At 45.7% G+C, this 22,338-nt stretch carries 23 protein-coding genes and 2 rRNA genes (1 of these 25 cut by a window edge); 1 reads left to right on the top strand and 24 read right to left on the bottom strand.

Features of this window, described 5'->3' with window-relative positions; genetic code table 11:
* Positions 1-32: 32 nt before the first annotated feature.
* The 15 genes from rplA to ACSQ8P_RS33590 all read right to left on the bottom strand — a co-directional run bounded on the left by rplA (position 33) and on the right by ACSQ8P_RS33590 (position 11,301).
* Positions 33-725, bottom strand: coding sequence for a 50S ribosomal protein L1 (gene rplA / locus ACSQ8P_RS33520; protein WP_028557507.1), 693 nt, complete (start codon positions 723-725; stop codon positions 33-35).
* 116 nt (positions 726-841) lie between these two features.
* Positions 842-1,267 (bottom strand): 50S ribosomal protein L11, encoded by a 426-nt coding sequence (rplK, locus tag ACSQ8P_RS33525; protein WP_028557508.1) that lies wholly within the window; start codon positions 1,265-1,267, stop codon positions 842-844.
* A 135-nt stretch (positions 1,268-1,402) separates the two neighbouring features.
* Positions 1,403-1,936 carry a transcription termination/antitermination protein NusG gene (nusG, locus tag ACSQ8P_RS33530; protein WP_028557509.1) on the bottom strand — a complete coding sequence of 178 codons (534 nt, stop codon included), beginning with the start codon at positions 1,934-1,936 and terminating at the stop codon, positions 1,403-1,405.
* A gap of 24 nt (positions 1,937-1,960) precedes the next feature.
* Positions 1,961-2,173 (bottom strand): preprotein translocase subunit SecE, encoded by a 213-nt coding sequence (gene secE, locus ACSQ8P_RS33535; RefSeq protein ID WP_047683213.1) that lies wholly within the window; start codon positions 2,171-2,173, stop codon positions 1,961-1,963.
* Positions 2,174-2,192: 19 nt separating this feature from the next.
* A complete protein-coding gene (gene rpmG / locus ACSQ8P_RS33540) occupies positions 2,193-2,342 on the bottom strand; it encodes a 50S ribosomal protein L33 (RefSeq protein ID WP_079418041.1) in 150 nt (49 codons plus the stop codon).
* Positions 2,343-2,565: 223 nt separating this feature from the next.
* Positions 2,566-3,210, bottom strand: coding sequence for an RNA polymerase sporulation sigma factor SigH (sigH, locus tag ACSQ8P_RS33545; protein ID WP_028557511.1), 645 nt, complete (start codon positions 3,208-3,210; stop codon positions 2,566-2,568).
* Between the two features lie 119 nt (positions 3,211-3,329).
* Positions 3,330-3,842, bottom strand: coding sequence for an NYN domain-containing protein (locus ACSQ8P_RS33550; protein ID WP_436239097.1), 513 nt, complete (start codon positions 3,840-3,842; stop codon positions 3,330-3,332).
* A 5-nt stretch (positions 3,843-3,847) separates the two neighbouring features.
* Positions 3,848-4,588 (bottom strand): 23S rRNA (guanosine(2251)-2'-O)-methyltransferase RlmB, encoded by a 741-nt coding sequence (rlmB, locus tag ACSQ8P_RS33555; protein WP_056618335.1) that lies wholly within the window; start codon positions 4,586-4,588, stop codon positions 3,848-3,850.
* 35 nt (positions 4,589-4,623) lie between these two features.
* Positions 4,624-5,058, bottom strand: coding sequence for a Mini-ribonuclease 3 (locus ACSQ8P_RS33560; protein WP_436239098.1), 435 nt, complete (start codon positions 5,056-5,058; stop codon positions 4,624-4,626).
* The gene (gene cysS, locus ACSQ8P_RS33565; RefSeq protein ID WP_436239099.1) at positions 5,055-6,455 is read right to left on the bottom strand and encodes a cysteine--tRNA ligase; all 1,401 of its coding nucleotides are present in this window, start codon (positions 6,453-6,455) and stop codon (positions 5,055-5,057) included. Before cysS ends, ACSQ8P_RS33560 begins: the two co-directional genes overlap by 4 nt.
* The gene (gene cysE / locus ACSQ8P_RS33570; RefSeq protein ID WP_436239100.1) at positions 6,452-7,108 is read right to left on the bottom strand and encodes a serine O-acetyltransferase; all 657 of its coding nucleotides are present in this window, start codon (positions 7,106-7,108) and stop codon (positions 6,452-6,454) included. Before cysE ends, cysS begins: the two co-directional genes overlap by 4 nt.
* A gap of 344 nt (positions 7,109-7,452) precedes the next feature.
* A complete protein-coding gene (gltX, locus tag ACSQ8P_RS33575; RefSeq protein WP_436239101.1) occupies positions 7,453-8,907 on the bottom strand; it encodes a glutamate--tRNA ligase in 1,455 nt (484 codons plus the stop codon).
* A 36-nt stretch (positions 8,908-8,943) separates the two neighbouring features.
* A complete protein-coding gene (gene ispF, locus ACSQ8P_RS33580) occupies positions 8,944-9,429 on the bottom strand; it encodes a 2-C-methyl-D-erythritol 2,4-cyclodiphosphate synthase (RefSeq protein WP_436239102.1) in 486 nt (161 codons plus the stop codon).
* Positions 9,426-10,181 carry a 2-C-methyl-D-erythritol 4-phosphate cytidylyltransferase gene (gene ispD, locus ACSQ8P_RS33585; RefSeq protein WP_436239103.1) on the bottom strand — a complete coding sequence of 252 codons (756 nt, stop codon included), beginning with the start codon at positions 10,179-10,181 and terminating at the stop codon, positions 9,426-9,428. Before ispD ends, ispF begins: the two co-directional genes overlap by 4 nt.
* Before the next feature lie 52 nt (positions 10,182-10,233).
* Positions 10,234-11,301 (bottom strand): PIN/TRAM domain-containing protein, encoded by a 1,068-nt coding sequence (locus tag ACSQ8P_RS33590; RefSeq protein ID WP_436239104.1) that lies wholly within the window; start codon positions 11,299-11,301, stop codon positions 10,234-10,236.
* Between the two features lie 153 nt (positions 11,302-11,454).
* Here ACSQ8P_RS33590 and ACSQ8P_RS33595 point away from each other — a divergent pair, with 153 nt between their 5' ends.
* Positions 11,455-11,850 (top strand): DUF1573 domain-containing protein, encoded by a 396-nt coding sequence (locus ACSQ8P_RS33595; protein ID WP_065858819.1) that lies wholly within the window; start codon positions 11,455-11,457, stop codon positions 11,848-11,850.
* Positions 11,851-11,929: 79 nt separating this feature from the next.
* On the opposite strand, the gene pssA is transcribed toward ACSQ8P_RS33595, so the two are convergent.
* From pssA to ACSQ8P_RS33640, 9 genes are all read right to left on the bottom strand, one after another.
* Positions 11,930-12,688, bottom strand: a complete 759-nt coding sequence (gene pssA / locus ACSQ8P_RS33600; RefSeq protein ID WP_436239105.1) for a CDP-diacylglycerol--serine O-phosphatidyltransferase — start codon at positions 12,686-12,688, stop codon at positions 11,930-11,932.
* Positions 12,689-12,773: 85 nt separating this feature from the next.
* Positions 12,774-13,853 (bottom strand): DNA integrity scanning diadenylate cyclase DisA, encoded by a 1,080-nt coding sequence (gene disA / locus ACSQ8P_RS33605; RefSeq protein ID WP_082595602.1) that lies wholly within the window; start codon positions 13,851-13,853, stop codon positions 12,774-12,776.
* Positions 13,854-13,892: 39 nt separating this feature from the next.
* Positions 13,893-15,260 carry a DNA repair protein RadA gene (gene radA / locus ACSQ8P_RS33610; protein WP_436239106.1) on the bottom strand — a complete coding sequence of 456 codons (1,368 nt, stop codon included), beginning with the start codon at positions 15,258-15,260 and terminating at the stop codon, positions 13,893-13,895.
* Between the two features lie 240 nt (positions 15,261-15,500).
* Complete coding sequence (gene clpC / locus ACSQ8P_RS33615; protein WP_436239107.1) at positions 15,501-17,945, bottom strand: ATP-dependent protease ATP-binding subunit ClpC; 2,445 nt, start codon at positions 17,943-17,945, stop codon at positions 15,501-15,503.
* Positions 17,946-18,129: 184 nt separating this feature from the next.
* The gene (locus ACSQ8P_RS33620) at positions 18,130-19,191 is read right to left on the bottom strand and encodes a protein arginine kinase (RefSeq protein ID WP_436239108.1); all 1,062 of its coding nucleotides are present in this window, start codon (positions 19,189-19,191) and stop codon (positions 18,130-18,132) included.
* A gap of 23 nt (positions 19,192-19,214) precedes the next feature.
* The gene (locus ACSQ8P_RS33625; protein ID WP_056618372.1) at positions 19,215-19,721 is read right to left on the bottom strand and encodes a UvrB/UvrC motif-containing protein; all 507 of its coding nucleotides are present in this window, start codon (positions 19,719-19,721) and stop codon (positions 19,215-19,217) included.
* A gap of 13 nt (positions 19,722-19,734) precedes the next feature.
* The gene (locus tag ACSQ8P_RS33630; RefSeq protein ID WP_056618373.1) at positions 19,735-20,196 is read right to left on the bottom strand and encodes a CtsR family transcriptional regulator; all 462 of its coding nucleotides are present in this window, start codon (positions 20,194-20,196) and stop codon (positions 19,735-19,737) included.
* Between the two features lie 352 nt (positions 20,197-20,548).
* Positions 20,549-20,665, bottom strand: a 5S ribosomal RNA gene (rrf, locus tag ACSQ8P_RS33635).
* A gap of 71 nt (positions 20,666-20,736) precedes the next feature.
* Positions 20,737-22,338, bottom strand: a 23S ribosomal RNA gene (locus tag ACSQ8P_RS33640); it runs 1,313 nt beyond the window's last position.

Below are 22,338 nucleotides of genomic sequence, written 5' to 3' on the forward strand. Positions count from 1 at the left end.
CCCAGTAACCGAAGTCAACTGGAAGCTTTTACTTATCTAAAGGATGACAGGTTCACACGTACGCTTGGACCCATTGTGGACGATACAGCAATGTTCTTAAGGTAAACACCTTTAGCCGCTGCTGGTTTCGCACGAACAAGTGCATCAACCAATGCTTTGAAGTTTTCGTTCAACTTGTCTGCATCGAAAGATACTTTACCAAGTGGAGCATGGATTTGACCTGCTTTATCAAGACGGTATTCGATTTTACCAGCTTTGATCTCTTGAACAGCTTTGGTAACGTCGAAAGTAACTGTTCCTGCTTTTGGGTTCGGCATAAGACCTTTACCCCCGAGGATACGACCCAGTTTACCAACTTCGCTCATCATGTCCGGAGTAGCTACGCAAACATCGAACTCGAACCAACCTTGTTGAATTTTGTTGATCATGTCTGCATCACCAACAAAATCTGCACCAGCTGCTTCAGCCTCTTTTGCTTTCTCGCCTTTTGCAAATACGAGAACGCGTTTTGTTTTACCAGTACCGTGTGGAAGTACAACGACACCACGAACAGCCTGATCTTGTTTTCTTGGGTCTACACCCAGACGAACTGCAACATCTACAGTTTCATCGAATTTAGCAGGAGCTGTTTTCTTAACAAGCTCAATTGCTTCTGACGGATCGTACAAAGTTTCAGCATTTACAAGCTGAGCTACTTCGCGGTATTTTTTACCGTGTTTAGGCATAATATTTATCCTCCTTAGTGGTATTAGCGGATAATCCTCCCACCGAGCGACCTCCATGTCTTCGTAGAAAACACTTCTGTAGGCTTCGAGCTTACACAGTCGCATTCCTTGCGGAATTAATCTTCGATGACGATTCCCATGCTGCGAGCAGTACCTTCAACCATACGCATTGCAGCCTCAACGGATGCAGCATTTAGGTCAGGCATTTTTTGTTCAGCGATTTCGCGAACTTTAGCGCGTTTCACAGTTGCAACTTTCTTCTTGTTCGGTTCACCTGATCCTTTTTCGATACCAGCAACGACGCGAAGAAGTACTGCAGCCGGAGGCGTTTTAGTGATGAATGTAAAGGAACGGTCTTCGAAAACTGTGATTTCAACTGGAATGATTAGACCAACTTGATCAGCAGTACGAGCGTTAAACTCTTTACAGAAAGCCATGATGTTCACACCTGCTTGACCCAATGCTGGACCGATCGGTGGTGCTGGATTTGCTTTCGCAGCTTGAACTTGTAGCTTCACGATTTTAATAACCTTTTTTGCCATGATAGACACCTCCTTGCAGTAATATAGGAGTCTTCGACGAATCAAAGCCTCGCTATTCAGGAAACTAATGCGATCCCACTAACGTAGGTCTATCCCAAGGAATAGACCTGGTAGAGCCTTTTGGTTGTCATGTTCCTAGAGTTTCTCCACTTGGTCGAAATCGAGCTCAAGCGGCGTTTCTCTTCCAAACATGTTGACATGTACCTTCAGTTTACCCTTATCGGCAATAATCTCTTCGACAGAGCCAACAAAGTTTGCAAATGGACCCACCTTGACGCGTACGGTTTCTTTCAGTTCGAAGTCAATTACTTCCTTCGGTTCTTCCATTCCCATATGCTTCAGAATCGATTCAACTTCCTCAGGTAATAATGCAGTTGGTTTAGAGCCAGATCCTGTAGAACCTACGAATCCAGTTACTCCTGGCGTATTACGTACTACGTACCAAGAGTCGTCTGTTTGAATCATTTCCACGAGGACATACCCTGGATAAACTTTACGCATAACGACTTTTTTCTTGCCGTCTTTGTTTACCAGTTCTTCTTCCATAGGCACAAGCACACGGAAGATCTTGTCCGTCATTTCCATAGACTCAACGCGCTTCTCTAAGTTGGCTTTCACTTTGTTCTCATACCCTGAATAGGTATGTACGACGTACCATCTTTTTTCCATGAATAAATTCACCTATAGTCCTGTTTATTTAAAAACAAGGCGCAGCAACTCAGAAATTCCTAGATCCAGCACAAAAAAATAAATAGCAACAAAAGTTACTGTACCTATAACGACAAGCGTATAAGTAGTCATCTCTTTGCGACTTGGCCACTTGACCTTTTTGAGTTCTGACCAACTGTCGGTGAAGAAGGAAAAAGTGGATCCGAAGCTTTGTCTCATTCTAGCCAAGAACGCCACAAACTACACCTCCAAAGAACTACCTAGTCTCGCGATGAGCAGTATGTTCATTGCAAAATTTGCAATATTTCTTCAACTCAATACGGTCGGGATTGTTGCGCTTATTTTTAGTGGATGCATAGTTTCTTTGTTTGCAATTTGTGCACGCTAATGTGATGATGACCCGCATGATGTACACCTCCTACAGACACTTTCTAATTAAAGCCCTTCTAAGCGCATCAAAAAGAAAGCGACTTTTAGGGCTACCTGAAACACTTTATCACAACTGTCCCCCGAGTGTCAAGGTAGAAGTCTCACAAATGCAAGAGTATCACCAGTATAGGCTCTCCCGAGGGTTACTAAACATACTAACAAAGAAAAACACCCGTACAGCTCATGCGGCACGGGCATTTCTACAAATCTCTGACTTCTAAATACCGCTCAAGCTTGCGCTTAACACGTTGGAGAGCATTGTCAATTGACTTCACATGGCGATCGAGATCCACAGCAATTTCTTGATAGGATCTGCCATCGAGATAGAGCATAAGCACTCTACGCTCTAAGTCACTTAAAATCTCTCCCATTTTATCTTCAAGTCCCGTAAACTCTTCTTGATTAATTACAAGCTCTTCAGGGTCCGTGACCCTGGAACCGCTAATGACATCAAGCAGCGTACGATCAGAATCTTCATCATAGATGGGCTTATCCAGTGACACGTAGGAATTAAGAGGAATATGCTTTTGACGAGTTGCTGTTTTAATCGCCGTGATGATCTGCCGCGTGATACACAGTTCAGCAAAGGCTTTGAATGAAGCAAGCTTGTCTCCTCGGAAGTCGCGGATAGATTTATATAAACCTATCATGCCTTCCTGCACAATATCTTCTCGGTCTGCACCTATCAAAAAATAAGAACGTGCTTTGGCACGTACGAAATTCTTATATTTGTTGATAAGATATTCCAAAGCTTCGCTACTGCCTTCACGGACTGCTTCGACAATGTCTTCATCTGGCTTGAGGTCATAATCATACATTCTCAGTTCTTTGAGGTCGACACTCACCAACAATCCCTCCGGCCTGCAAGACTACCCAGATTTCACTATAAAAGTTAGGTTAAGTATACATGATGAAATCTCACACCGTCAACGGGGAACCCCACCATTTCTAGCATTTGGAGGATTTACTCCCCTCTTCGCCATCGTTCTAACTTCGCTTTCATCTCGTCACTCAGCTTGCCTCCGAACGGATTTCGTTTGGTTGTCGTCTCTGGTACAATGCGTTCACGAACATCTTTACGATTCTGTTTAATTTTCACTAGCAATTCTTTCGCGGGCATGCGGAGCGCTCCCTTGCCAAATATGACATGCTGCTCAATCATATCCGATGTCGCTACGAATATTTCCTTACGCCTTCCCATCAGATTCGTAACCAATCGTTCGATTCGCTCATCTGCGGTTTCCTTTTCTTTGGTATAGAGCACAGCCAGTTTATTCTGCACATATTTCTTGCCCAGTCCAGGTACCATGTAGGCATCGAAGACAAGATAGACTTTCATACCCGAAAAAGATTGAAATTCCGCAAGCATATGAATCAGACCGTCACGCGCACCTTCAAGATCGGTATCCTTTAATTTACTTAACTCGGGCCAGGCGCCGATAATGTTGTAGCCATCTACAATTAGGATCTGTTCCATCCCATTTAGCTCTTATTGCGCTGTCTGACCACTTCATACATCAATACACCCGCGGCAACGGAGGCATTCAACGAATTAACATGCCCGGCCATCGGCAGCTTGACTAAGAAGTCGCATCTTTCTTTAATGAGTCGCCCCACACCTTTACCTTCGTTTCCAATAACTAGAGCAATCGGAATCGTAAAGTTGGCTTTATAGACATCTTGAGCAGCAGTAACATCCGTACCTGCAACCCATACACCTTGTTCCTTTAGTTGCTCAATCGTTTGCGAAATATTCGTCACACGTGCAACCGGCACATACTCTACTGCGCCCGCCGAGGTTTTGGAAACTGTTGCTGTTAGCCCTACGGAGCGGCGTTTCGGTATAATCACACCATGAACCCCCGTACAATCGGCTGTACGCAGAATGGACCCAAGGTTATGCGGATCTTCAATTTCGTCTAGTATCAAAATGAACGGTTCTTGCCCCAGCGCCTTCGCCTTGGCTAAGATATCCTCAACTTCCACGTAGGCATACGCTGCAACTTGTGCAACGACGCCTTGATGTTGGAGCCCCTCTGCCATTTGATCCAGCTTACGCTTGTCCGTAAATTGGACAATGATACCTAGATTCTTGGCTTCTGCCACAATCGGTCCTGCGAATTGCTTCTGAGCACCTTCGGCAATCCATATTTTATTAATCGTCCGTCCTGCACGAAGCGCCTCCAATACGGAGTGCTTCCCGCCGATAATGTCTTCATCCATCCTAATTCCTCCTAAAAGTACTTGCAAATGCTTGTCTATTTCTGTTTATCATTAAACGTGATTGCGAAGTCTAATATCTCTTTCAATCGCTCAAAGGATTGTTTGTAATATAAATATCCGATTAAGCACTCAAACGCGGTACTGTGCCGGTATTCCAGCACATCCGCGTTTTTGGCTGTCGTTCCTGACTTGGCATTACGCCCCCGCTTTACGATGTCTACTTCTTCTTCCGTTAATGTAGGCATCAAGGCCGTCAATAATTTGGACTGCGCTTTGGCAGACACAAAACCTGTTGAAGCCTTGTGCAAGTGGTTCGGGCGATGATTAGCCCCTGAGATGACATATTGCCGGATGTAAACTTCATACACCGCATCCCCAATATACGCCAGCACTAGCGGATTTAATAAATGCGGGCTTTTCGATGGCGGGAACGAAAACAAGTTAGCAGCATCAATGTTCATTTCAGTCATTTACGGCGCCAGCGTATCCCTTGCGGTGTATCCTCAAGGAATATCCCTTTCTCCGTCAGCAAATCACGGATTTCATCCGCGCGTGCCCAATTCTTCGATTTCCGCGACTCCGTACGCTCAATGATCAGCTGCTCGATCTCTTCATCCAGCAATTCATCTGCTTGTTGCGAAAGAATGCCAAGCGTTTTATCGAATGCTTCTAACTGCTCCATGTATAGCTTCACTGCGTCCGCATGCACCCGCTCCTGTTGCAAGTACAAATTAGCTTCCGCAACAAGATCGAACACCGCGGTAATCGCATCCGGCGTATTGAAATCATCATTCATTTTATCCACAAATTGTTTCGAAATCTCCTGCAGTTTATCTGCAATTCCCGCTTCAACATCGCCAGTAGCAGATGCTGTAGCAAGTCGATGCTTCATATTATCGTAAGCATTCTGAATCCGTTCCAACGCATTCGCCGCTTGCTTCAAACTCTCATCACTGAAATTAAGCGGATTCCGATAATGCGCGGATAGCATAAAGAAACGGAATACTTGCGGTTTAATTTGTTTAACTAGATCTCGAATTAAAATACCATTTCCGAGTGATTTCGACATTTTTTCATTATCAATATTTAGAAAAGCATTATGCAACCAATAATTGGCCATTGGATGACCGGTTACCGCCTCGGTTTGAGCAATCTCACATTCATGGTGAGGGAACGTTAAATCTTGCCCGCCTCCGTGAATATCAATCGTTTCACCCAAATATTTGCGCACCATCGCGGAGCACTCAATATGCCAGCCTGGGCGGCCTTGACCCCAAGGGCTATCCCAATAAATCTCACCTGGTTTCGCCGCTTTCCATAGGACAAAGTCCTGAGGATTCTCTTTACGCTCATCCACCTCAACACGAATTCCGTGCTGCAGCTCTTCCAAATTTTGTTTAGAAAGTTTGCCGTAATCCGTGAATTTCGACGTTCTATAATACACATCGCCACGAGCTTCGTATGCGAAATCCTTCTCTACAAGCGCAGCAATGAATTCGATGATTTCTTGAATATTCTCTGTTACACGCGGATTCAGCGTGGCTTCATGAACACCTAGAGATTGGATATCTTCTAAGAAAGCCGCGATGAACGTTTCGGCAAGTTCTGGCACGGAAACCGCCATCTCCTCGGCTTTGCGAATCATTTTATCATCCACATCGGTAAAGTTCGTAATGTAGGTTACTTCATACTGCTGCGTTTCCAAATAACGGCGAACCACGTCGAAAAATATAACAGGACGTCCGTTGCCAATATGAATATAGTTATATACGGTTGGACCACATACGTACATCTTTACTTTGCCTGGCTCAATCGGAATAAACTCTTCCTTCTTGCGCGTTAAGGTATTGTATACTTTGAGTGTCATGTTCTCCTCAATTCTCCATTCTGCTTCCGTTCTTCTTCCAGTTGGAATTTCAACTCATTAATTTGATTCTGTAATTCTTGGAAAATATCGACGATCGGATCGGGCAAATTGCCATGATCTAATCTATTTACACGGACACCATCTCGCTTCACCAGTTTGGCGGGAATCGTGACGACTGTGCTGTTGGAAGGAACCTCCTGAATCACAACCGCATTAGAGCCAATACGTGAGTTTTCACCTACGAGGAAGGATCCGAGGATTTTGGCACCGGAACCAATAACTACATTATTGCCAATTGTTGGATGTCTCTTACCTTTCTCTTTCCCCGTTCCACCTAAAGTTACTCCTTGATACAAGATGACATCGTCACCGATCTCGCAGGTTTCCCCGATGACAACTCCCATCCCGTGATCAATAAACAACCTTCTGCCGATCGTTGCTCCTGGATGGATTTCGATGCCTGTCATAAACCGGCTTATTTGAGAAACGATACGTGCCAGAGTATACATCCTTCTTGTATAAAACCAATGTCCAATCCGATGCGACCAAATCGCATGAAGTCCCGAATACGTAAAAACAACCTCAAACCAACTGCGCGCTGCAGGGTCGTTATCGAATACGGCGGATATATCAGATTTGATCGTTGACCACATATGCTCACCTTCTTGCCTAGAATGATGTTGGTAAAAAATAAAAAAAGCCCCTGCAGCCCTAAGGCTGCAGAGGCGGGGTTATCGCGGTTCCACTCTGCTTGGTGACTCGGAAGTCTCCCAACTCAAACCCGTAACGTGGGTGTTTCGGCTGCGCCTACCCTACTCACGGTGAGTATTCGGCGCGGCTGCTCCCAGGTGCATTTCTGATTACAAGGATTGGATAACTCACAGCCAAAGCCTCACGGCCTTGATTATCCTCTCTGACAAATCCTCACTTAACCATACTCTCCTGATCATGGCATTTCATATTTCATTGAGTTAAGTATAGCGAAAAGGAACTCGCTTTACAATAAGCTCTTAAGACGTGAAACAACTTTTTCTTTCCCAAGCAGGAATAGAGATACATTCAGATCCGGTCCATGGACTTGACCTGTCAACGCGGAGCGAACAGACATGAACAGCTGCTTCCCTTTGAAGCCTGTTTCCTTCTGTACCGCCTTTAGCAGCGCCGGCATCGCTTCAACCGTGAAAGCTTCTGCTTGCTGGACTTGAGCTAAGAAGCTCGTCAACACGACAGGGACATGTTCTTCTTTCAATACGGCCGATGCTTCTTCGTCGATGACCAGTTCTTCTTTGAAGAAAATGCTAGATAATTCCACGATCTCAGCCGCGAAGCGCATTCTCTCTTGATTGAGGCCAACTAGTGCCTCTACCCACGCTTGTGCAGCTGTATCCAAGTCACCTTGGATATACCCAGCTTTACGCAAATGTGGCAAGCACAACTCCACAACGCGGGAAAGCGGAGCCTTTTTCAAATAAGCGTTGTTCATCCAGTTCAATTTATCCATATCAAACACAGCCGGGCTCTTGGATACACGATCCAGATCAAACTGCGCGATCAATTCTTCCTTCGTGAACATCTCTTCTTCTCCGCCAGGTGACCAACCTAGCAGCGCGATAAAGTTCAGCACCGCTTCTGGTAAGTAACCAAGCTCTTTGTACTGCTCGATAAACTGGATGATCGACTCATCACGTTTACTCATCTTCTTACGATCAGGATTCAAAATCAATGCCAAATGGGCAAATTCCGGAATCGGCATATCCAGCGCTTCGTACATTAGGATTTGTCTTGGCGTATTGGATAGATGTTCTTCCCCACGAATAACCAAGTTGATTTTCATCAAATGATCATCCACAATAACGGCAAAGTTATATGTTGGGATCCCATCTGGGCGCGCAATAATGAAATCACCAATCCCATTGGAATCGAATTCCACATGCTCGCGAACCTTGTCTTCGATGGCAATGATGCGATCCGCTGGCACACGGAAACGCGTTGAAGGCACACGGCCTTCCGCTTGGTATGCAGTGATTTGTTCAGGCGTCAAGTTACGGCATTTGCCGGAGTAGCCGCCCATTTCCCCGCTAGCCTCTTGCTCAGCGCGTTCTTGCTCTAGATCCGCTTCAGAACAATAACAGCCATAGGCGTGACCGCTCTGTAACAGCTTATCGAGGTAAGTCTTGTAGATATCAAGTCTCTCCATCTGACGGTAAGGACCGTAAGGGCCTCCGATATCCACACTTTCATCCCATTCTAGGCCAAGCCATCTCAGACCATTCAACTGGTCTTCGATACCAGACTCCTTATGGCGCGTTTGATCCGTATCTTCAAAGCGCACAACAAATGCGCCGCCGTTCTTACGTGCTAATAGATAATCAAATAGTGCCGTACGGGCACCGCCAATATGTAAATGTCCAGTCGGACTAGGTGCATAACGCACGCGTAAAGGCTTACTCATCGTTGTATCCCCTTTTCTTCCATGCATGAATATCTGCTATTTTATCACATCGCGAATTAAACAAACAACCGATTGTGCCGCGATTCCCTCGCCTCGCCCCGTGAATCCAAGCTGTTCCGTTGTCGTGGCTTTCACGTTGACTTGATCGGGCTCCGCTTCTAGTGCCGCTGCGATGATTTCAACCATCTGTGAGATGTAAGGCAGCATCTTCGGCTTCTGAGCGATAATCGTGGAATCTGCATTCCCCAATTTGTAGCCCTTCTCCTTCGCTAATTGCCATACCCGCTTCAATAAGACTAAGCTATCCGCATCTTTGTACTCGGCAGCCGTATCTGGGAAATGCTTTCCGATATCGCCAAGACCAAGTGCGCCTAAGATCGCGTCACTAATCGCGTGCAACAGGACGTCCGCATCGGAGTGCCCTAGCAACCCTTTTTCATAAGGAATCGTTACGCCTCCAATGATGCACTTACGACCCTCTACCAATTGATGAACATCGAATCCATTTCCTACACGTATCATTCCCATGCCTCTCCCCTTATGTTATGTAAAATCCATTCTGCCCAAGGTAAATCTTCTGGGGTCGTTATTTTGATATTATAATAGTCCCCTTCTACCACGTGTACCGCTGCGCCTAAACGCTCAACTAGACTCGCGTCATCTGTCCCCATGAACTTATCCTGCTGGGCCTTTTCGTGCGCCTCCTGTAAGAGAGAAAGACGAAAAGCCTGCGGCGTTTGGATGGCCCACAAGCTTCGTCTATCCGGTGTCGATTGAATGCGTTTATCTGCTGCATCCACAACTTTAATTGTATCTTTGACGGGAACGGCTAAGACCGCTGCTCCTATTTCTTGCGCCTTTGACAGACACTCGAACATATGTTCTTTTCTTACGAAAGGGCGAACACCGTCATGCACAAGCACCCATTGCGTGCCCTCTTGCAAGGCATGGAGACCTCGTCTAACGGAATCCTGCCGCTCCACGCCACCTGCCAGCACACAAGTTACCTTCGTAAGTGCATAGCTCGTGACATAGCCGTTACAGCGATTCACATCATCTGCACCAACAACGAGAATAATTTCATCCACTTCATGTATGTTTTGAAATAATTGCAAGGTATGTACCAGAATTGGCTTCTGTCCCAGTTGCAGGTATTGTTTGCTTTCTGCTGTACCCATGCGTGAACCTTTGCCCGCTGCTACGATGATAACTCCTAGCTTCCCCATAAGTCCTCCAACTTGGCGCTTCCAAACGAAAGCTTTCTTCGTAATCATAAGCCCAAGTCAACTTGAAAGAGCTATGTTACATCTCCTTATCATACTGGTTTTACTGTGCTTTTTCCAATAGTTTTGGTTTGGCAAAAATCATTCGCCCCGCCGACGTCTGAAGCACACTCGTTACCATCACTTCCAGCGTCATACCGATGAAATCACGTCCGCCTTCGACAACGATCATCGTACCATCATCGAGATAAGCTACACCTTGTCCATGTTCCTTGCCGTCTTTAATGACTTGAACAATAATTTCTTCTCCCGGTAGGACAACTGGCTTCACCGCATTCGCAAGATCGTTGATATTAAGCACAGACACACCTTGTAGTTCACATACTTTATTTAGGTTAAAATCGTTCGTAATTACTTTCCCTTGAAGCACTTTGGCTAAGCGCACCAGCTTGCTGTCCACTTCGGCAATTTCTTCGAAGTCGCCTTCATAAATGAGGACCTTCACTTCAAGTTCTTTTTGGATTTTGTTCAAAATGTCCAGTCCGCGACGTCCACGGTTTCGCTTCAGTAGATCTGATGAGTCTGCAATATGCTGCAATTCCTCTAGTACGAACTCCGGAATAACCAGGGTCCCCTCGATAAATCCCGTCTTGCAAATATCTGCGATCCGACCATCGATGATGACACTCGTGTCCAAAATCTTATGTTCCTCGTACGGACGATGTGTCTGCTTCTCAGGACCGCCAGATCGGCTCTTCGCAATGACCTGCACAAGTTCTTCCCGCTTGCTGTAACCGATACGGAAGCCCATAACGCCCAATACAGCCGAAACGAGGAAAGGTAAGAATGGCCCTGCCCATTTGGCTTGCTCAAGCACGGGAAATAACATGACTGAAACCAATAGCCCAATCACGAGTCCTAGTGTACCTGAAAGCAAGTCCGACACGGGAATATCCGTGACATTGCGCTCACCTCTCATCAGCAAGTTCATGCCAATGTTAGCTACCCACGCTGAAATCAAAAACATCCCTACTGCACATAAGCTATTAATCCAAAATACTTGTCCTGCATGACTTGTCACATCCGTCGCTTGTAGGAACGAATCGCTCCACCTATAACCTAAACTGCCACCCATGATGGCTAAAATGATTTGTACCCATTTCTTCATCACAGATTCACCTCCTGCATCAACTTTTTTTGAGCCTTATTACAATTATGTTCCAATTTATGCAACGTTAATCACTTCTTTAGTCGGAAAATTGAAATATTAGAGGGCATCCATTATAATGAAATGGAAGTTACCAACCTACCAGAGGTGGATGGAATGAGCTCCTTGACTTTAAAGCAGTTTCAAGATCAAGTGTCTGAATTGTTACTCCGTCACCGCAGTCTGCTTGATGTCTTATCCAAATTTCAACAGTCAGGCGCAGCTGCCAACCGCTCCGTGGTGAAATCCATTACTGAATGTGGATGTATCCAGGTCCATGCAGCCAAGCAAGAGTATCATCCAGAGATGACCTTGGATGAGGCTAAGGATGTTCTTCGCACCCATGTATCTGGCCACTTATGTGAACAATGCATTGAGGTCGTTAGTAGCGAACTAGGAAGGAATCTCTTCTACATGTCTGCGCTAAGCAACATTCTTGATATTAATTTGGAGCAAGTCGTTGAGAATGAATCAAAGAAATGTACAACACTGGGCCTATTCAACATGTCATGATGATGAAAACAAAAAAAGCATTTATTTTCTTCCTGAAGATCAGGAGAAAATAAATGCTTTTTATTTTCGAACAATGTGCTTACACGTCAGAGTTCACTGAATTTGTGTCGTCCACGCCACGTCTTTTGTTCTTTCTGCGAAGATTACGGAGACGGATGAAGTATCCATCAACGTTTTTTTTTAAGCCATAAAGAGCATACATCAGAAGTGGTACGAAAATCATTTTGGAAATGGATTCTGGCCATTTGATTGCAATCAAGATAGCTGCTGCAACGATAATTGGTGTAATCCAAATCGCAGCTTTTGGAATACCCGCCTTTTTGAAATTCGGATATTTCACTGTGCTGACCATTAAGTATGACAATAGAACTGTACTTACAAGAAGTACATAGACGTTAATATCGTTCACGAAAAGAGCTAACGTACAAAGAACACCGCCTGCTGCTGGAATCGGTAAACCGATGAAATAGCCAGGCGTACCGGCAACAACATTGAATCTAGCTAACCGCAGCGCTCCACAGATCGGGAAGATCGCCGTTACAATCCAAGCAAAAGCTGGGCTAATGACGGTAGGATCGTTAAATGCAACTACATACATGATGAAAGCAGGAGCGACACCGAAAGAGATCACATCGGATAAGGAGTCTAATTCTTTACCGAACTCACTTTGAGCGTTCAACGCTCTCGCAACACGTCCATCGAGTCCATCCAATAGCATAGCGACAATGACAAGCACGGCAGCGATGCCATGTTCTCCACTAAAGGCTAGGATAATCGATAGTACGCCTAGGAATAAGTTCCCTACTGTAAAGAGACTGGGAATTGATTTTGTTAACATATGTTTTTGTCCACCTCTGGATTTACTATACCCTAAACTTGACTACATGAAACCTTAACAATGATACTTTATGATTGTATCCACTTTAAATATGTCTGTCAATGAACACTTGTTCCTGAATTCTTTTGAGACCTTCCTTAATGGCGCGGGCTCTCACTTCTCCGATTCCGTCAACTTCATCCAATTCCTCGATCGTCGCCATCATCATGTGCGGCAAGTAGCCAAACTTCTCAACTAGATTACCAATAATGATGGATGGTAACCGCGGAATTTTGCCTAAAATACGGAAGCCACGTGGGGAAACCGGCTCTTCAGCAATCGAATTGGTATGAGAATACCCTAGCAAGCGAATAATTTGCTGGGGCTCTAGCAGCTCATCCGATGACAGACGCTTCAAACCAGCCTGCATCTCTTTGACTCTTTCCTCAGATAATTCTCTTACATAATCTTTTACGAGCAAACGCGCCTCAAGTTCCGCATTCCCTACAAGTTCTTCTAATTGCATGCTAATTAAGCGTCCCTCATTGCCAAGTTCGTTAATATAACGATTAATTTCTGCTTTGATGCGTAAGACCATTTCAAATCTTGCAATGACATTGGTAATATCATGCAGAGTGACTAGTTCCTCAAACTCCGATGCACTCAGATTCGTTAATGACTGATCCAAAACAACCTTGTATCGCTCCAACGTTTGGATCGCTTGATTCGCTTTGGTCAGGATGACGCCGATATCCTTCAGCGCATACCTTAAATTACCTTGATAAAGCGTAATGACATTCCGCCGCTGTGAAATGGAAACAACTAATTTATTTGTTTGCTTCGCCACACGCTCCGCTGTTCGGTGTCTAATCCCCGTTTCAGACGAGGAAATGGAGGAATCCGGAATCAATTGCGTGTTCGCATAAAGGATACGCTTGATGTCTTCGCTGAGGATAATAGCACCATCCATTTTGGCAAGCTCATATAAATAGTTAGGCGAAAAGTCGCAATTTATGGAGAATCCGCCATCCACGATTTCAGTTACCTCGGAACTGAAACCTACAACGATCAGTCCACCTGTTTTGGCGCGTAAGACATTCTCCAAACCATCACGAAATGGCGTACCAGGTGCTACCAGTTGGAGCAATTGGCTCATCACATCTCGTTTCATCTCTTCTTTACTCATCATTTTCCTCCTGAAGGCTTATAGCTTGCAGAACTCACGCTAACCAAGCGCGGCTTTCAATGCCTCTGCCACCGTGTTTACCCCAATAATCTCCATCCCTTTCGGATGTGTCCACCCCTTTAAACTTTTCTCAGGCATAATAATTCTACGGAAACCAAGCTTCTCTGCTTCCTTCACACGTTGATCAATCCGAGATACGCCGCGGACTTCACCTGTTAAACCGATTTCACCGAACACAGCATCAAATGGTTGCGTCGGTTGATCCCGGAAACTGGATGCAATACTAATCGCAATTGCCAGATCCACGGCAGGCTCATCAAGCTTGATCCCACCAGCTACGTTGAGATAAGCATCTTGATTTTGTAAAAACATACCCATCCGTTTCTCTAATACCGCAATAATTAAAGAAAGGCGATTATGATCAACACCCGTTGCCATCCTTCTCGGCGAAGGGAAATTCGTCGAGGAGACGAGTGCTTGAATCTCCACCAAGACAGGACGCGTCCCCTCCATACTAGCAACAACGGCTGATCCAGCCACGCCTAGCGGCCTTTCCGATAGAAACAACTCTGATGGATTGTTAACTTCTACGAGACCAACCTCTTGCATTTCAAAAATACCGATTTCATTTGTTGAACCAAAACGATTCTTCACCGCTCTTAACACACGATAGGAATGATGTCGCTCCCCTTCAAAGTAGAGCACACAATCGACCATATGCTCCAGCATTCTAGGCCCCGCTATTGCCCCTTCCTTCGTCACATGCCCGACTAGGACCGTTGCAATTCCCTTACCCTTAGCTATTCTCATAAAATGGCCTGTGCATTCTCGAACCTGCGATACGGTTCCGGGTGCCGAAGTAATCGCCGGGTGAAATACCGTTTGGATCGAGTCAATGACGAGAAAGTCAGGATTCGTCTCTTGTATAGCTTCCTCGATAAGTTCGAGGTTCGTCTCACATAAAACGTATAGCAGCGGAGATGACGCGTTTAAGCGATCGGCACGAAGCTTGGTCTGCTTAATGGACTCTTCTCCAGATATATAAAGGACTTTTTGCTGGGCTTGTGTGAGCTCGAAGGACGTTTGCAAAAGCAAGGTTGATTTCCCGATACCCGGATCTCCACCAACGAGGATGAGTGACCCAGGGACAATACCTCCACCTAGGACCCTATTTAATTCTTTGTTGCTCGTGACAACTCTGGGTTCAGAGCTGCTTTCTATATGTATGATGGGGATCGCTTTTTCTTTCGTTTTGGGGATAGAAGATGTCATACCCTGCGTACGAACGACTGTTTCAATTTCTTCCACCATCGTATTCCATGACTGACAACCTGGGCATTTGCCCATCCATTTCGGTGAATCATAGCCGCATTCTTGACAGCTAAATTTGGTTTTTTGTTTACTCATAGAAGAAATTACTCCTTAACATGGGGATACCCTTTTTGGTTATCCTTACCAATAAAGTTTACCATTTTTATGTTTCTCATGAAAGTGCTGAAACAAAATAAACGACTACACCGTCCTCATAGGACAGGAAGCGATTATTCAGAAATATTGCCGTTGTATAATGTGAAACATATTATTTGAAATTAAAAAGCATTTCACTCCACCCTCATCGGATGAAGTGAAATGCTTCTTCACTTTCTCTTATTTCGCTAATGTGACGCCTTCGCCCTTAAGGACAACCAGTTCGCCTTCATTCTCATCAATCGTGAGTGAATCACCTTTGGAAATATTGCCTCTCAGCAATTCTTCCGATAAGCGATCTTCGATATGCTTCTGGATCGCTCTGCGTAATGGACGCGCACCATAGGTTGGATCAAATCCTTCCTTGGCCAGGAACATCTTCGCTTTATCCGTTAACAAGAAATCAACCTCTTGCTCTTTCAGACGCTTGCGCAGATCATCAGCCATTAAGCTAACGATTTGTGCAATGTGTGCTTCATCCAAAGAGTGGAATACGATGATTTCATCGATCCGGTTAAGGAACTCAGGACGGAAGCTTTTCTTCAACTCGCCCATGACTTTATCTTTCATATTCGTATAGTCTCTTCCAGCATCAAGTGCAGCTGTGAAGCCAAGCGAGGAGTTTTTCTTAATCATGTCCGCGCCGACGTTGGAAGTCATAATGATTAGTGTATTACGGAAATCAACGGTACGACCTTTGGAATCCGTTAAACGACCATCCTCTAAAACTTGCAACAGAATGTTGAATACTTCTGGATGTGCCTTCTCAATTTCATCGAGGAGGACGACAGAATAAGGTTTACGGCGAACTTTCTCCGTCAGCTGACCACCTTCTTCATAACCCACATACCCTGGAGGCGCCCCTACCAAACGGGAAGTCGAATGCTTCTCCATGTACTCGGACATATCGATACGAACAACCGCATTATCATCACCGAAGAGGGATTCTGCTAGTGCGCGTGCAAGCTCGGTTTTACCAACACCTGTTGGTCCTAAGAAAATGAAGGAGCCCATCGGACGCTTCGGATCTTTCAGACCTGCTCTTGCGCGGCGGATCGCACGACTCACAGCTTTCACTGCTTCTTCTTGTCCAATGACGCGCTCATGAAGGATATCTTCCATCTTGAGCAAGCGATCTGTTTCTTCTTCAGCAAGCTTGCTAACCGGGATTCCCGTCCAGCTCGCTACGATTTGTGCAATATCATCTGGTGTAACTTCCGTATCCAAACGACCTTGCTTTTCCTTCCACTCATTCTTCGTGGAGTCTAGTTCTTCGCGAAGCTTTTGCTCCGTATCACGAAGTCCTGCTGCTTTCTCAAACTCTTGGCTTTGAACCGCAGCATCTTTCTCTTTACGGATGTTCTCGAGCTTACTTTCAAGCTGCTTCAAGGAAGGCGGTGTTGTGTACGAACGCAATCTAACCTTGGAGCTCGCTTCATCGATCAAGTCGATCGCTTTATCCGGTAAGAAACGATCTGTGATGTAACGATCCGACAGCTTTACAGCCTCTTGAATCGCGGCATCTGTGATTTTCACACGGTGATGCGCTTCATAGCGATCACGCAAACCATAAAGGATTTGCACGGCTTCTTCAGGTGATGGTTGGTCTACCGTAATCGGCTGGAAACGACGCTCAAGTGCAGCATCTTTCTCGATGTATTTGCGGTACTCATCTAGCGTTGTAGCACCAATACATTGAAGCTCTCCCCTAGCAAGTGCCGGCTTCAGGATGTTAGAAGCATCAATAGCACCTTCTGCTCCGCCAGCACCAATCAAGGTGTGAAGCTCATCAATGAACAATACGATATTGCCAGCTTGACGAATTTCATCCATGATTTTTTTGAGACGATCTTCGAATTCACCGCGATACTTCGTTCCTGCAACAACAGAACCCATATCAAGCGTCATAACGCGTTTATCTTTCAACGTTTCCGGAATTTCATTGTTAATGATTTTCTGTGCAAGGCCTTCTGCAATGGCTGTTTTACCAACCCCTGGTTCGCCGATTAGTACAGGATTGTTTTTGGTTCTGCGACTCAATACTTGAATCACACGCTCAATCTCTTTGCTACGGCCGATAACTGGGTCCAAATGCCCTTCTTTGGCATACGCAGTCAGATCTCTTGCCAGACCATCCAATGTAGGCGTGTTCACATTTGGATTGGTACCATGACTAGGTGACACCGTTTCGCTGCTGCCTAGCAGTTGAAGAACTTGCTGGCGTGCCTTATTCAAGGAAACCCCAAGATTATTAAGAACTCTTGCAGCTACACCCTCACCCTCACGGATAAGTCCGAGCAAAATATGTTCAGTCCCCACATACGTGTGACCTAATTTTCTTGCTTCATCCATTGAAAGTTCGATCACTTTCTTAGCTCTAGGTGTATACGCGATGTTGGTCGGCTGTTCTTGCCCTCTGCCAATTAGAGATTCAACTTCATCTTGAATTTTCTCAAGACCTAAGCCGAGCGCAACGAGTGCTTTAGCAGCAATGCCTTCACCTTCACGAATAAGTCCTAGTAAAATGTGCTCTGTTCCAATATTGTTATGTCCTAATCGAACAGCCTCCTCTTGAGCAAGAGAAAGCACCTTCTGCGCACGTTCCGTAAATCTGCCAAACATCATAGCGAACACCTCCAAAAGTAGTATATCTATGGAATTCCTAAAGGATGAATCTTATCTTACCACATTAGAGAGTATAAGTTTTCGGTTCCCGAAAACATCTTTCTAATTGATGATAAAACCTACCTCTAAACGCGGTCGCTCATCTCTGAATGGCCTCGATAGAGGTGTTCTCACTTCTTCTTTCTTATACCCTGCCAAACTTCTCACGAATCAGTTCCGCCCGTCGCATATCTCGCTCTTCCGCATTCAGCTTCTCACCCGCATATTGCTGAAGAAAACCAGGTTGCGTCATGACCAATAATTCATTGAGAACATGAGGGGATACATTGTTGATGATACCTAGATCGATACCCAGGCGTACATCTGACAGTCGCTGTGCCGCTTCCTTAGAGTCCATAATCCCCGCATAGGATAGAATACCAAGGGATCGATTCACACGATCAATGATACGCATTCTAGACTCTTGCAATAGCTTATGTCTCGCGGCGCGTTCATGCTCTATAATTTGCCTCGCCACACTATATAAATTATCAATAATCTCTTCTTCCGATTGACCTAACGTAATTTGATTAGAGATTTGGAATAGATTACCTAAAGCTTCGCTACCTTCCCCATATAATCCTCTAACCGTCAACCCAACTTGTGTAACAGCGGATAAAATACGATTAATTTGCTGACTAAGTACTAGTGCAGGCAAATGCATCATTACAGAAGCGCGAATCCCTGTGCCGACATTAGTCGGGCAGCTCGTTAGGTAGCCTCTTTTTTCATCGTATCCGTAATCCATCTGTGTTTCAAAAATATCATCAATCTGGTTCGCCAGATCCCAAACCTCTTTAATCTGGAAACCAGGACATAAACATTGTATGCGAAGATGATCCTCTTCATTGATCATGATACTGATCGACTCATTATCGCTTAAAATAACGGCCCCATTTCTGGATTCGTTAGCTAAATTTGGACTAATTAAATGTTTCTCCACTAGCACCATTCGCTCGAGCTCATTTAGCTCCGCGAGTGGAATGAGCGAGAAGTTGCTTATCGTTTCCAACTCTTCATTCTCAAGAACACCAGATAACTGTTCCAGCACTTCCTGTGATTGTTGATTGGTCGCGAGCATGGGATATGGATAATCTCTCAGGTTACGAGCAATACGGATCCGACTGCTTATGACAATATCCGACTCTGGCCCCTCACCCTTCATCCATTCACTCAAAGCATCTCCTGTAAACCGCTGTAATGTCACTGGATTCACACTCCCTTACAAACTCACATACCCGCAATTTTCTTCTCAATTTCACGAATTTGGTCACGTATCTGAGCAGCCTGCTCGAACTCTTCGCTCTCGATACAGGTCATCATATCTTTCTTCAAAAGATCGATTTCACGCTTGCTTTGAATGATACCGCCACTTCGCTTGGGAACTTTCCCAACATGCACGATATTCCCATGCACTCGTTTGAAAAGAGGGTCTAGTTTGACTGAAAAACTTTGATAACAGGACCCACAACCAAACCGACCTAATTTGCTGAATTGCGAGTACGTAAGACCGCAGTTATCACAGCGAATTGCCTGAGACTTCGCCGCGGACAATGGTTCAAAATCAAGTAAGCCTGATAGTAAATTGTGAATCGAAAAGCCGTTCGATGTTCCTGGAATCATCTCGCCCTTCTCGCGGGCACAATTCTCACAAATGTGGAACTCGTTCTTGTCTCCATTCACAATCTTCGTGAAGTGAAGAGTCGCCGGTCGTTTCCCGCATTCCTGACAAACCATTCCATCTGCCTCCTTATCTGCTAAGCAAGGATATCAGCATTGCTTTAAGAATCTTGGCCCGAATTTCATCGCGCAGCGGGAGTTTAAAGGTCAATACATCTCTGGATATCGCTGCACGAATCAGGTTAGCTTCTCTGGTGGAAATATAATGCCCCTCTTGCAATTGATAAATGAGCCCCTCTGAGGTGACTTGATCAATGTGGGTATGAATCGTACGGAAAATGTGATCTAGAATAGATCCATGACTCTTGAGCTCGATCTTCTGAATCCGAATATAACCGCCGCCGCCGCGTTTGCTCTCCACCACATAGCCTTTTTCCAAGGTGAACCTTGTACTAATGACATAATTGATTTGAGATGGTACGCATTGAAACTGGTCCGCCAAATCGTTCCGTTGAATCTCGATAGCCCCTTCCGTACTTTGTTGCAAGACATGCTTCAAATACTGTTCAATAATTTCTGATACATTGCGCATCAATTCGGCCTCCCAGATTTCTAGAAGTAAATTGACTTTGACTTTCTTTGACCTTAACTAAATTATAATCATTTCCTTTCTTTTTGACAAGTACTGCTCTAAAATGTCTCTCCCTACAAATCCGATAGCCTTATGTGAACCTTACTATTGTTGACCTTACCTAGGGATTTATTCGAGAGTATTTCAAATAAAAGCTGTTACTACTGCTCGATTTACCAACATTCTACTACGTGTCGCCAGTCTGCCTTTGCTGCATTTTTCTCATTGAGCGATTTAGATGGGGGCTGCGGTCACCAATTCAATGCAAAAAAAGAGCCTTACCTGGATTTCTCCATGTAAGGCTCTTTCAATTGCTTGGCAACGTTCTACTCTCCCAGAACCCTGCGGTTCAAGTACCATCGACGCTGGAAGGCTTAACGGTCGTGTTCGAGATGGGAACGCGTGGATCCCTTCCGCCATCATCACCAAACAGTCAAAGCGTTTGTTTGCGCCTTGAAAACTAGATACGAAACTTCACGTAAAGTACTATACTCAGGAATTTTGGTTAAGCCCTCGACCGATTAGTATTCGTCAGCTGCATACGTTGCCGCACTTCCACCTCGAACCTATCAACCTCGTCGTCTACAAGGGGTCTTACATACTGGGAAATCTCATCTTGAGGGGGGCTTCGCGCTTAGATGCTTTCAGCGCTTATCCCCTCCGTACATAGCTACCCAGCGATGCCTCTGGCGAGACAACTGGTACACCAGCGGTACGTCCATCCCGGTCCTCTCGTACTAAGGACAGCTCCTCTCAAATTTCCTACGCCCGCGACAGATAGGGACCGAACTGTCTCACGACGTTCTGAACCCAGCTCGCGTACCGCTTTAATGGGCGAACAGCCCAACCCTTGGGACCTACTTCAGCCCCAGGATGCGATGAGCCGACATCGAGGTGCCAAACCTCCCCGTCGATGTGGACTCTTGGGGGAGATAAGCCTGTTATCCCCAGGGTAGCTTTTATCCGTTGAGCGATGGCCCTTCCATTCGGTACCACCGGATCACTAAGTCCGACTTTCGTCCCTGCTCGACTTGTAGGTCTCGCAGTCAAGCTCCCTTATGCCTTTGCACTCTGCGAATGATTTCCAACCATTCTGAGGGAACCTTTAAACGCCTCCGTTACATTTTAGGAGGCGACCGCCCCAGTCAAACTGCCCACCTGACACTGTCCCCATACCGGATCACGGTACTAGGTTAGAACTCCGATACGATCAGGGTGGTATCCCAACGGCGCCTCCACCCAAGCTGGCGCTCAGGCTTCAAAGGCTCCCACCTATCCTGTACAGATCGTACCAAAGTCCAATATCAAGCTGCAGTAAAGCTCCATGGGGTCTTTCCGTCTTGTCGCGGGTAACCTGCATCTTCACAGGTATTAAAATTTCACCGGATCTCTCGTTGAGACAGCGCCCAAGTCGTTACGCCATTCGTGCGGGTCAGAATTTACCTGACAAGGAATTTCGCTACCTTAGGACCGTTATAGTTACGGCCGCCGTTTACTGGGGCTTCAATTCATAGCTTCGGGTTGCCCCTAACCACTCCTCTTAACCTTCCAGCACCGGGCAGGCGTCAGCCCGTATACTTCGCCTTGCGGCTTCGCACAGACCTGTGTTTTTGCTAAACAGTCGCTTGGGCCTTTTCACTGCGGCCCCCTCGGGCTATTCACCCTACCGAGGCACCCCTTCTCCCGAAGTTACGGGGTCATTTTGCCGAGTTCCTTAACGAGAGTTCTTCCGCGCGCCTTAGAATTCTCTTCTCACCCACCTGTGTCGGTTTGCGGTACGGGCACCTTCGCCTGGCTAGAAGCTTTTCTTGGCAGTGTGAACTCATGACCTTCGGTACTTAAATTTCCCTCCCCATCACAGCCCAGCCTTACGGTTAGCGGATTTGCCTACTAACCAGCCTCACTGCTTGGACGAGCATCCATCAGCTCGCGTCACTATCCTTCTGCGTCACTCCATTGCTCATAACGGCTACGGTGGTACAGGAATTTCCACCTGTTGTCCATCGACTACGCCTTTCGGCCTCGCCTTAGGTCCCGACTTACCCTGAGCGGACGAGCCTTCCTCAGGAACCCTTAGGTTTTCGGCGGATCAGATTCTCACTG

This window comes from Paenibacillus sp. LjRoot153 (genome assembly GCF_964253085.1).
Taxonomy (GTDB): domain Bacteria; phylum Bacillota; class Bacilli; order Paenibacillales; family NBRC-103111; genus Paenibacillus_E.

What these genes read in the sequence shown, in the direction of transcription:
- cysE (WP_436239100.1), bottom strand. Translation starts at nt 7,108, where the DNA reads ATGTGGTCAACGATCAAATCTGATATATCCGCCGTATTCGATAACGAC.
- ACSQ8P_RS33595 (WP_065858819.1), top strand. Translation starts at nt 11,455, where the DNA reads ATGAGCTCCTTGACTTTAAAGCAGTTTCAAGATCAAGTGTCTGAATTG.
- rplK (WP_028557508.1), bottom strand. Translation starts at nt 1,267, where the DNA reads ATGGCAAAAAAGGTTATTAAAATCGTGAAGCTACAAGTTCAAGCTGCG.
- ispD (WP_436239103.1), bottom strand. Translation starts at nt 10,181, where the DNA reads ATGATTACGAAGAAAGCTTTCGTTTGGAAGCGCCAAGTTGGAGGACTT.
- clpC (WP_436239107.1), bottom strand. Translation starts at nt 17,945, where the DNA reads ATGATGTTTGGCAGATTTACGGAACGTGCGCAGAAGGTGCTTTCTCTT.
- cysS (WP_436239099.1), bottom strand. Translation starts at nt 6,455, where the DNA reads ATGACACTCAAAGTATACAATACCTTAACGCGCAAGAAGGAAGAGTTT.
- rplA (WP_028557507.1), bottom strand. Translation starts at nt 725, where the DNA reads ATGCCTAAACACGGTAAAAAATACCGCGAAGTAGCTCAGCTTGTAAAT.
- disA (WP_082595602.1), bottom strand. Translation starts at nt 13,853, where the DNA reads ATGAGTAAAGAAGAGATGAAACGAGATGTGATGAGCCAATTGCTCCAA.
- ACSQ8P_RS33630 (WP_056618373.1), bottom strand. Translation starts at nt 20,196, where the DNA reads ATGCGCAATGTATCAGAAATTATTGAACAGTATTTGAAGCATGTCTTG.
- ACSQ8P_RS33560 (WP_436239098.1), bottom strand. Translation starts at nt 5,058, where the DNA reads ATGACTGAAATGAACATTGATGCTGCTAACTTGTTTTCGTTCCCGCCA.
- ACSQ8P_RS33625 (WP_056618372.1), bottom strand. Translation starts at nt 19,721, where the DNA reads ATGGTTTGTCAGGAATGCGGGAAACGACCGGCGACTCTTCACTTCACG.
- ACSQ8P_RS33550 (WP_436239097.1), bottom strand. Translation starts at nt 3,842, where the DNA reads ATGGAACAGATCCTAATTGTAGATGGCTACAACATTATCGGCGCCTGG.
- ispF (WP_436239102.1), bottom strand. Translation starts at nt 9,429, where the DNA reads ATGATACGTGTAGGAAATGGATTCGATGTTCATCAATTGGTAGAGGGT.
- rlmB (WP_056618335.1), bottom strand. Translation starts at nt 4,588, where the DNA reads ATGGATGAAGACATTATCGGCGGGAAGCACTCCGTATTGGAGGCGCTT.
- pssA (WP_436239105.1), bottom strand. Translation starts at nt 12,688, where the DNA reads ATGTTAACAAAATCAATTCCCAGTCTCTTTACAGTAGGGAACTTATTC.
- rpmG (WP_079418041.1), bottom strand. Translation starts at nt 2,342, where the DNA reads ATGCGGGTCATCATCACATTAGCGTGCACAAATTGCAAACAAAGAAAC.
- nusG (WP_028557509.1), bottom strand. Translation starts at nt 1,936, where the DNA reads ATGGAAAAAAGATGGTACGTCGTACATACCTATTCAGGGTATGAGAAC.
- radA (WP_436239106.1), bottom strand. Translation starts at nt 15,260, where the DNA reads ATGAGTAAACAAAAAACCAAATTTAGCTGTCAAGAATGCGGCTATGAT.
- gltX (WP_436239101.1), bottom strand. Translation starts at nt 8,907, where the DNA reads ATGAGTAAGCCTTTACGCGTGCGTTATGCACCTAGTCCGACTGGACAT.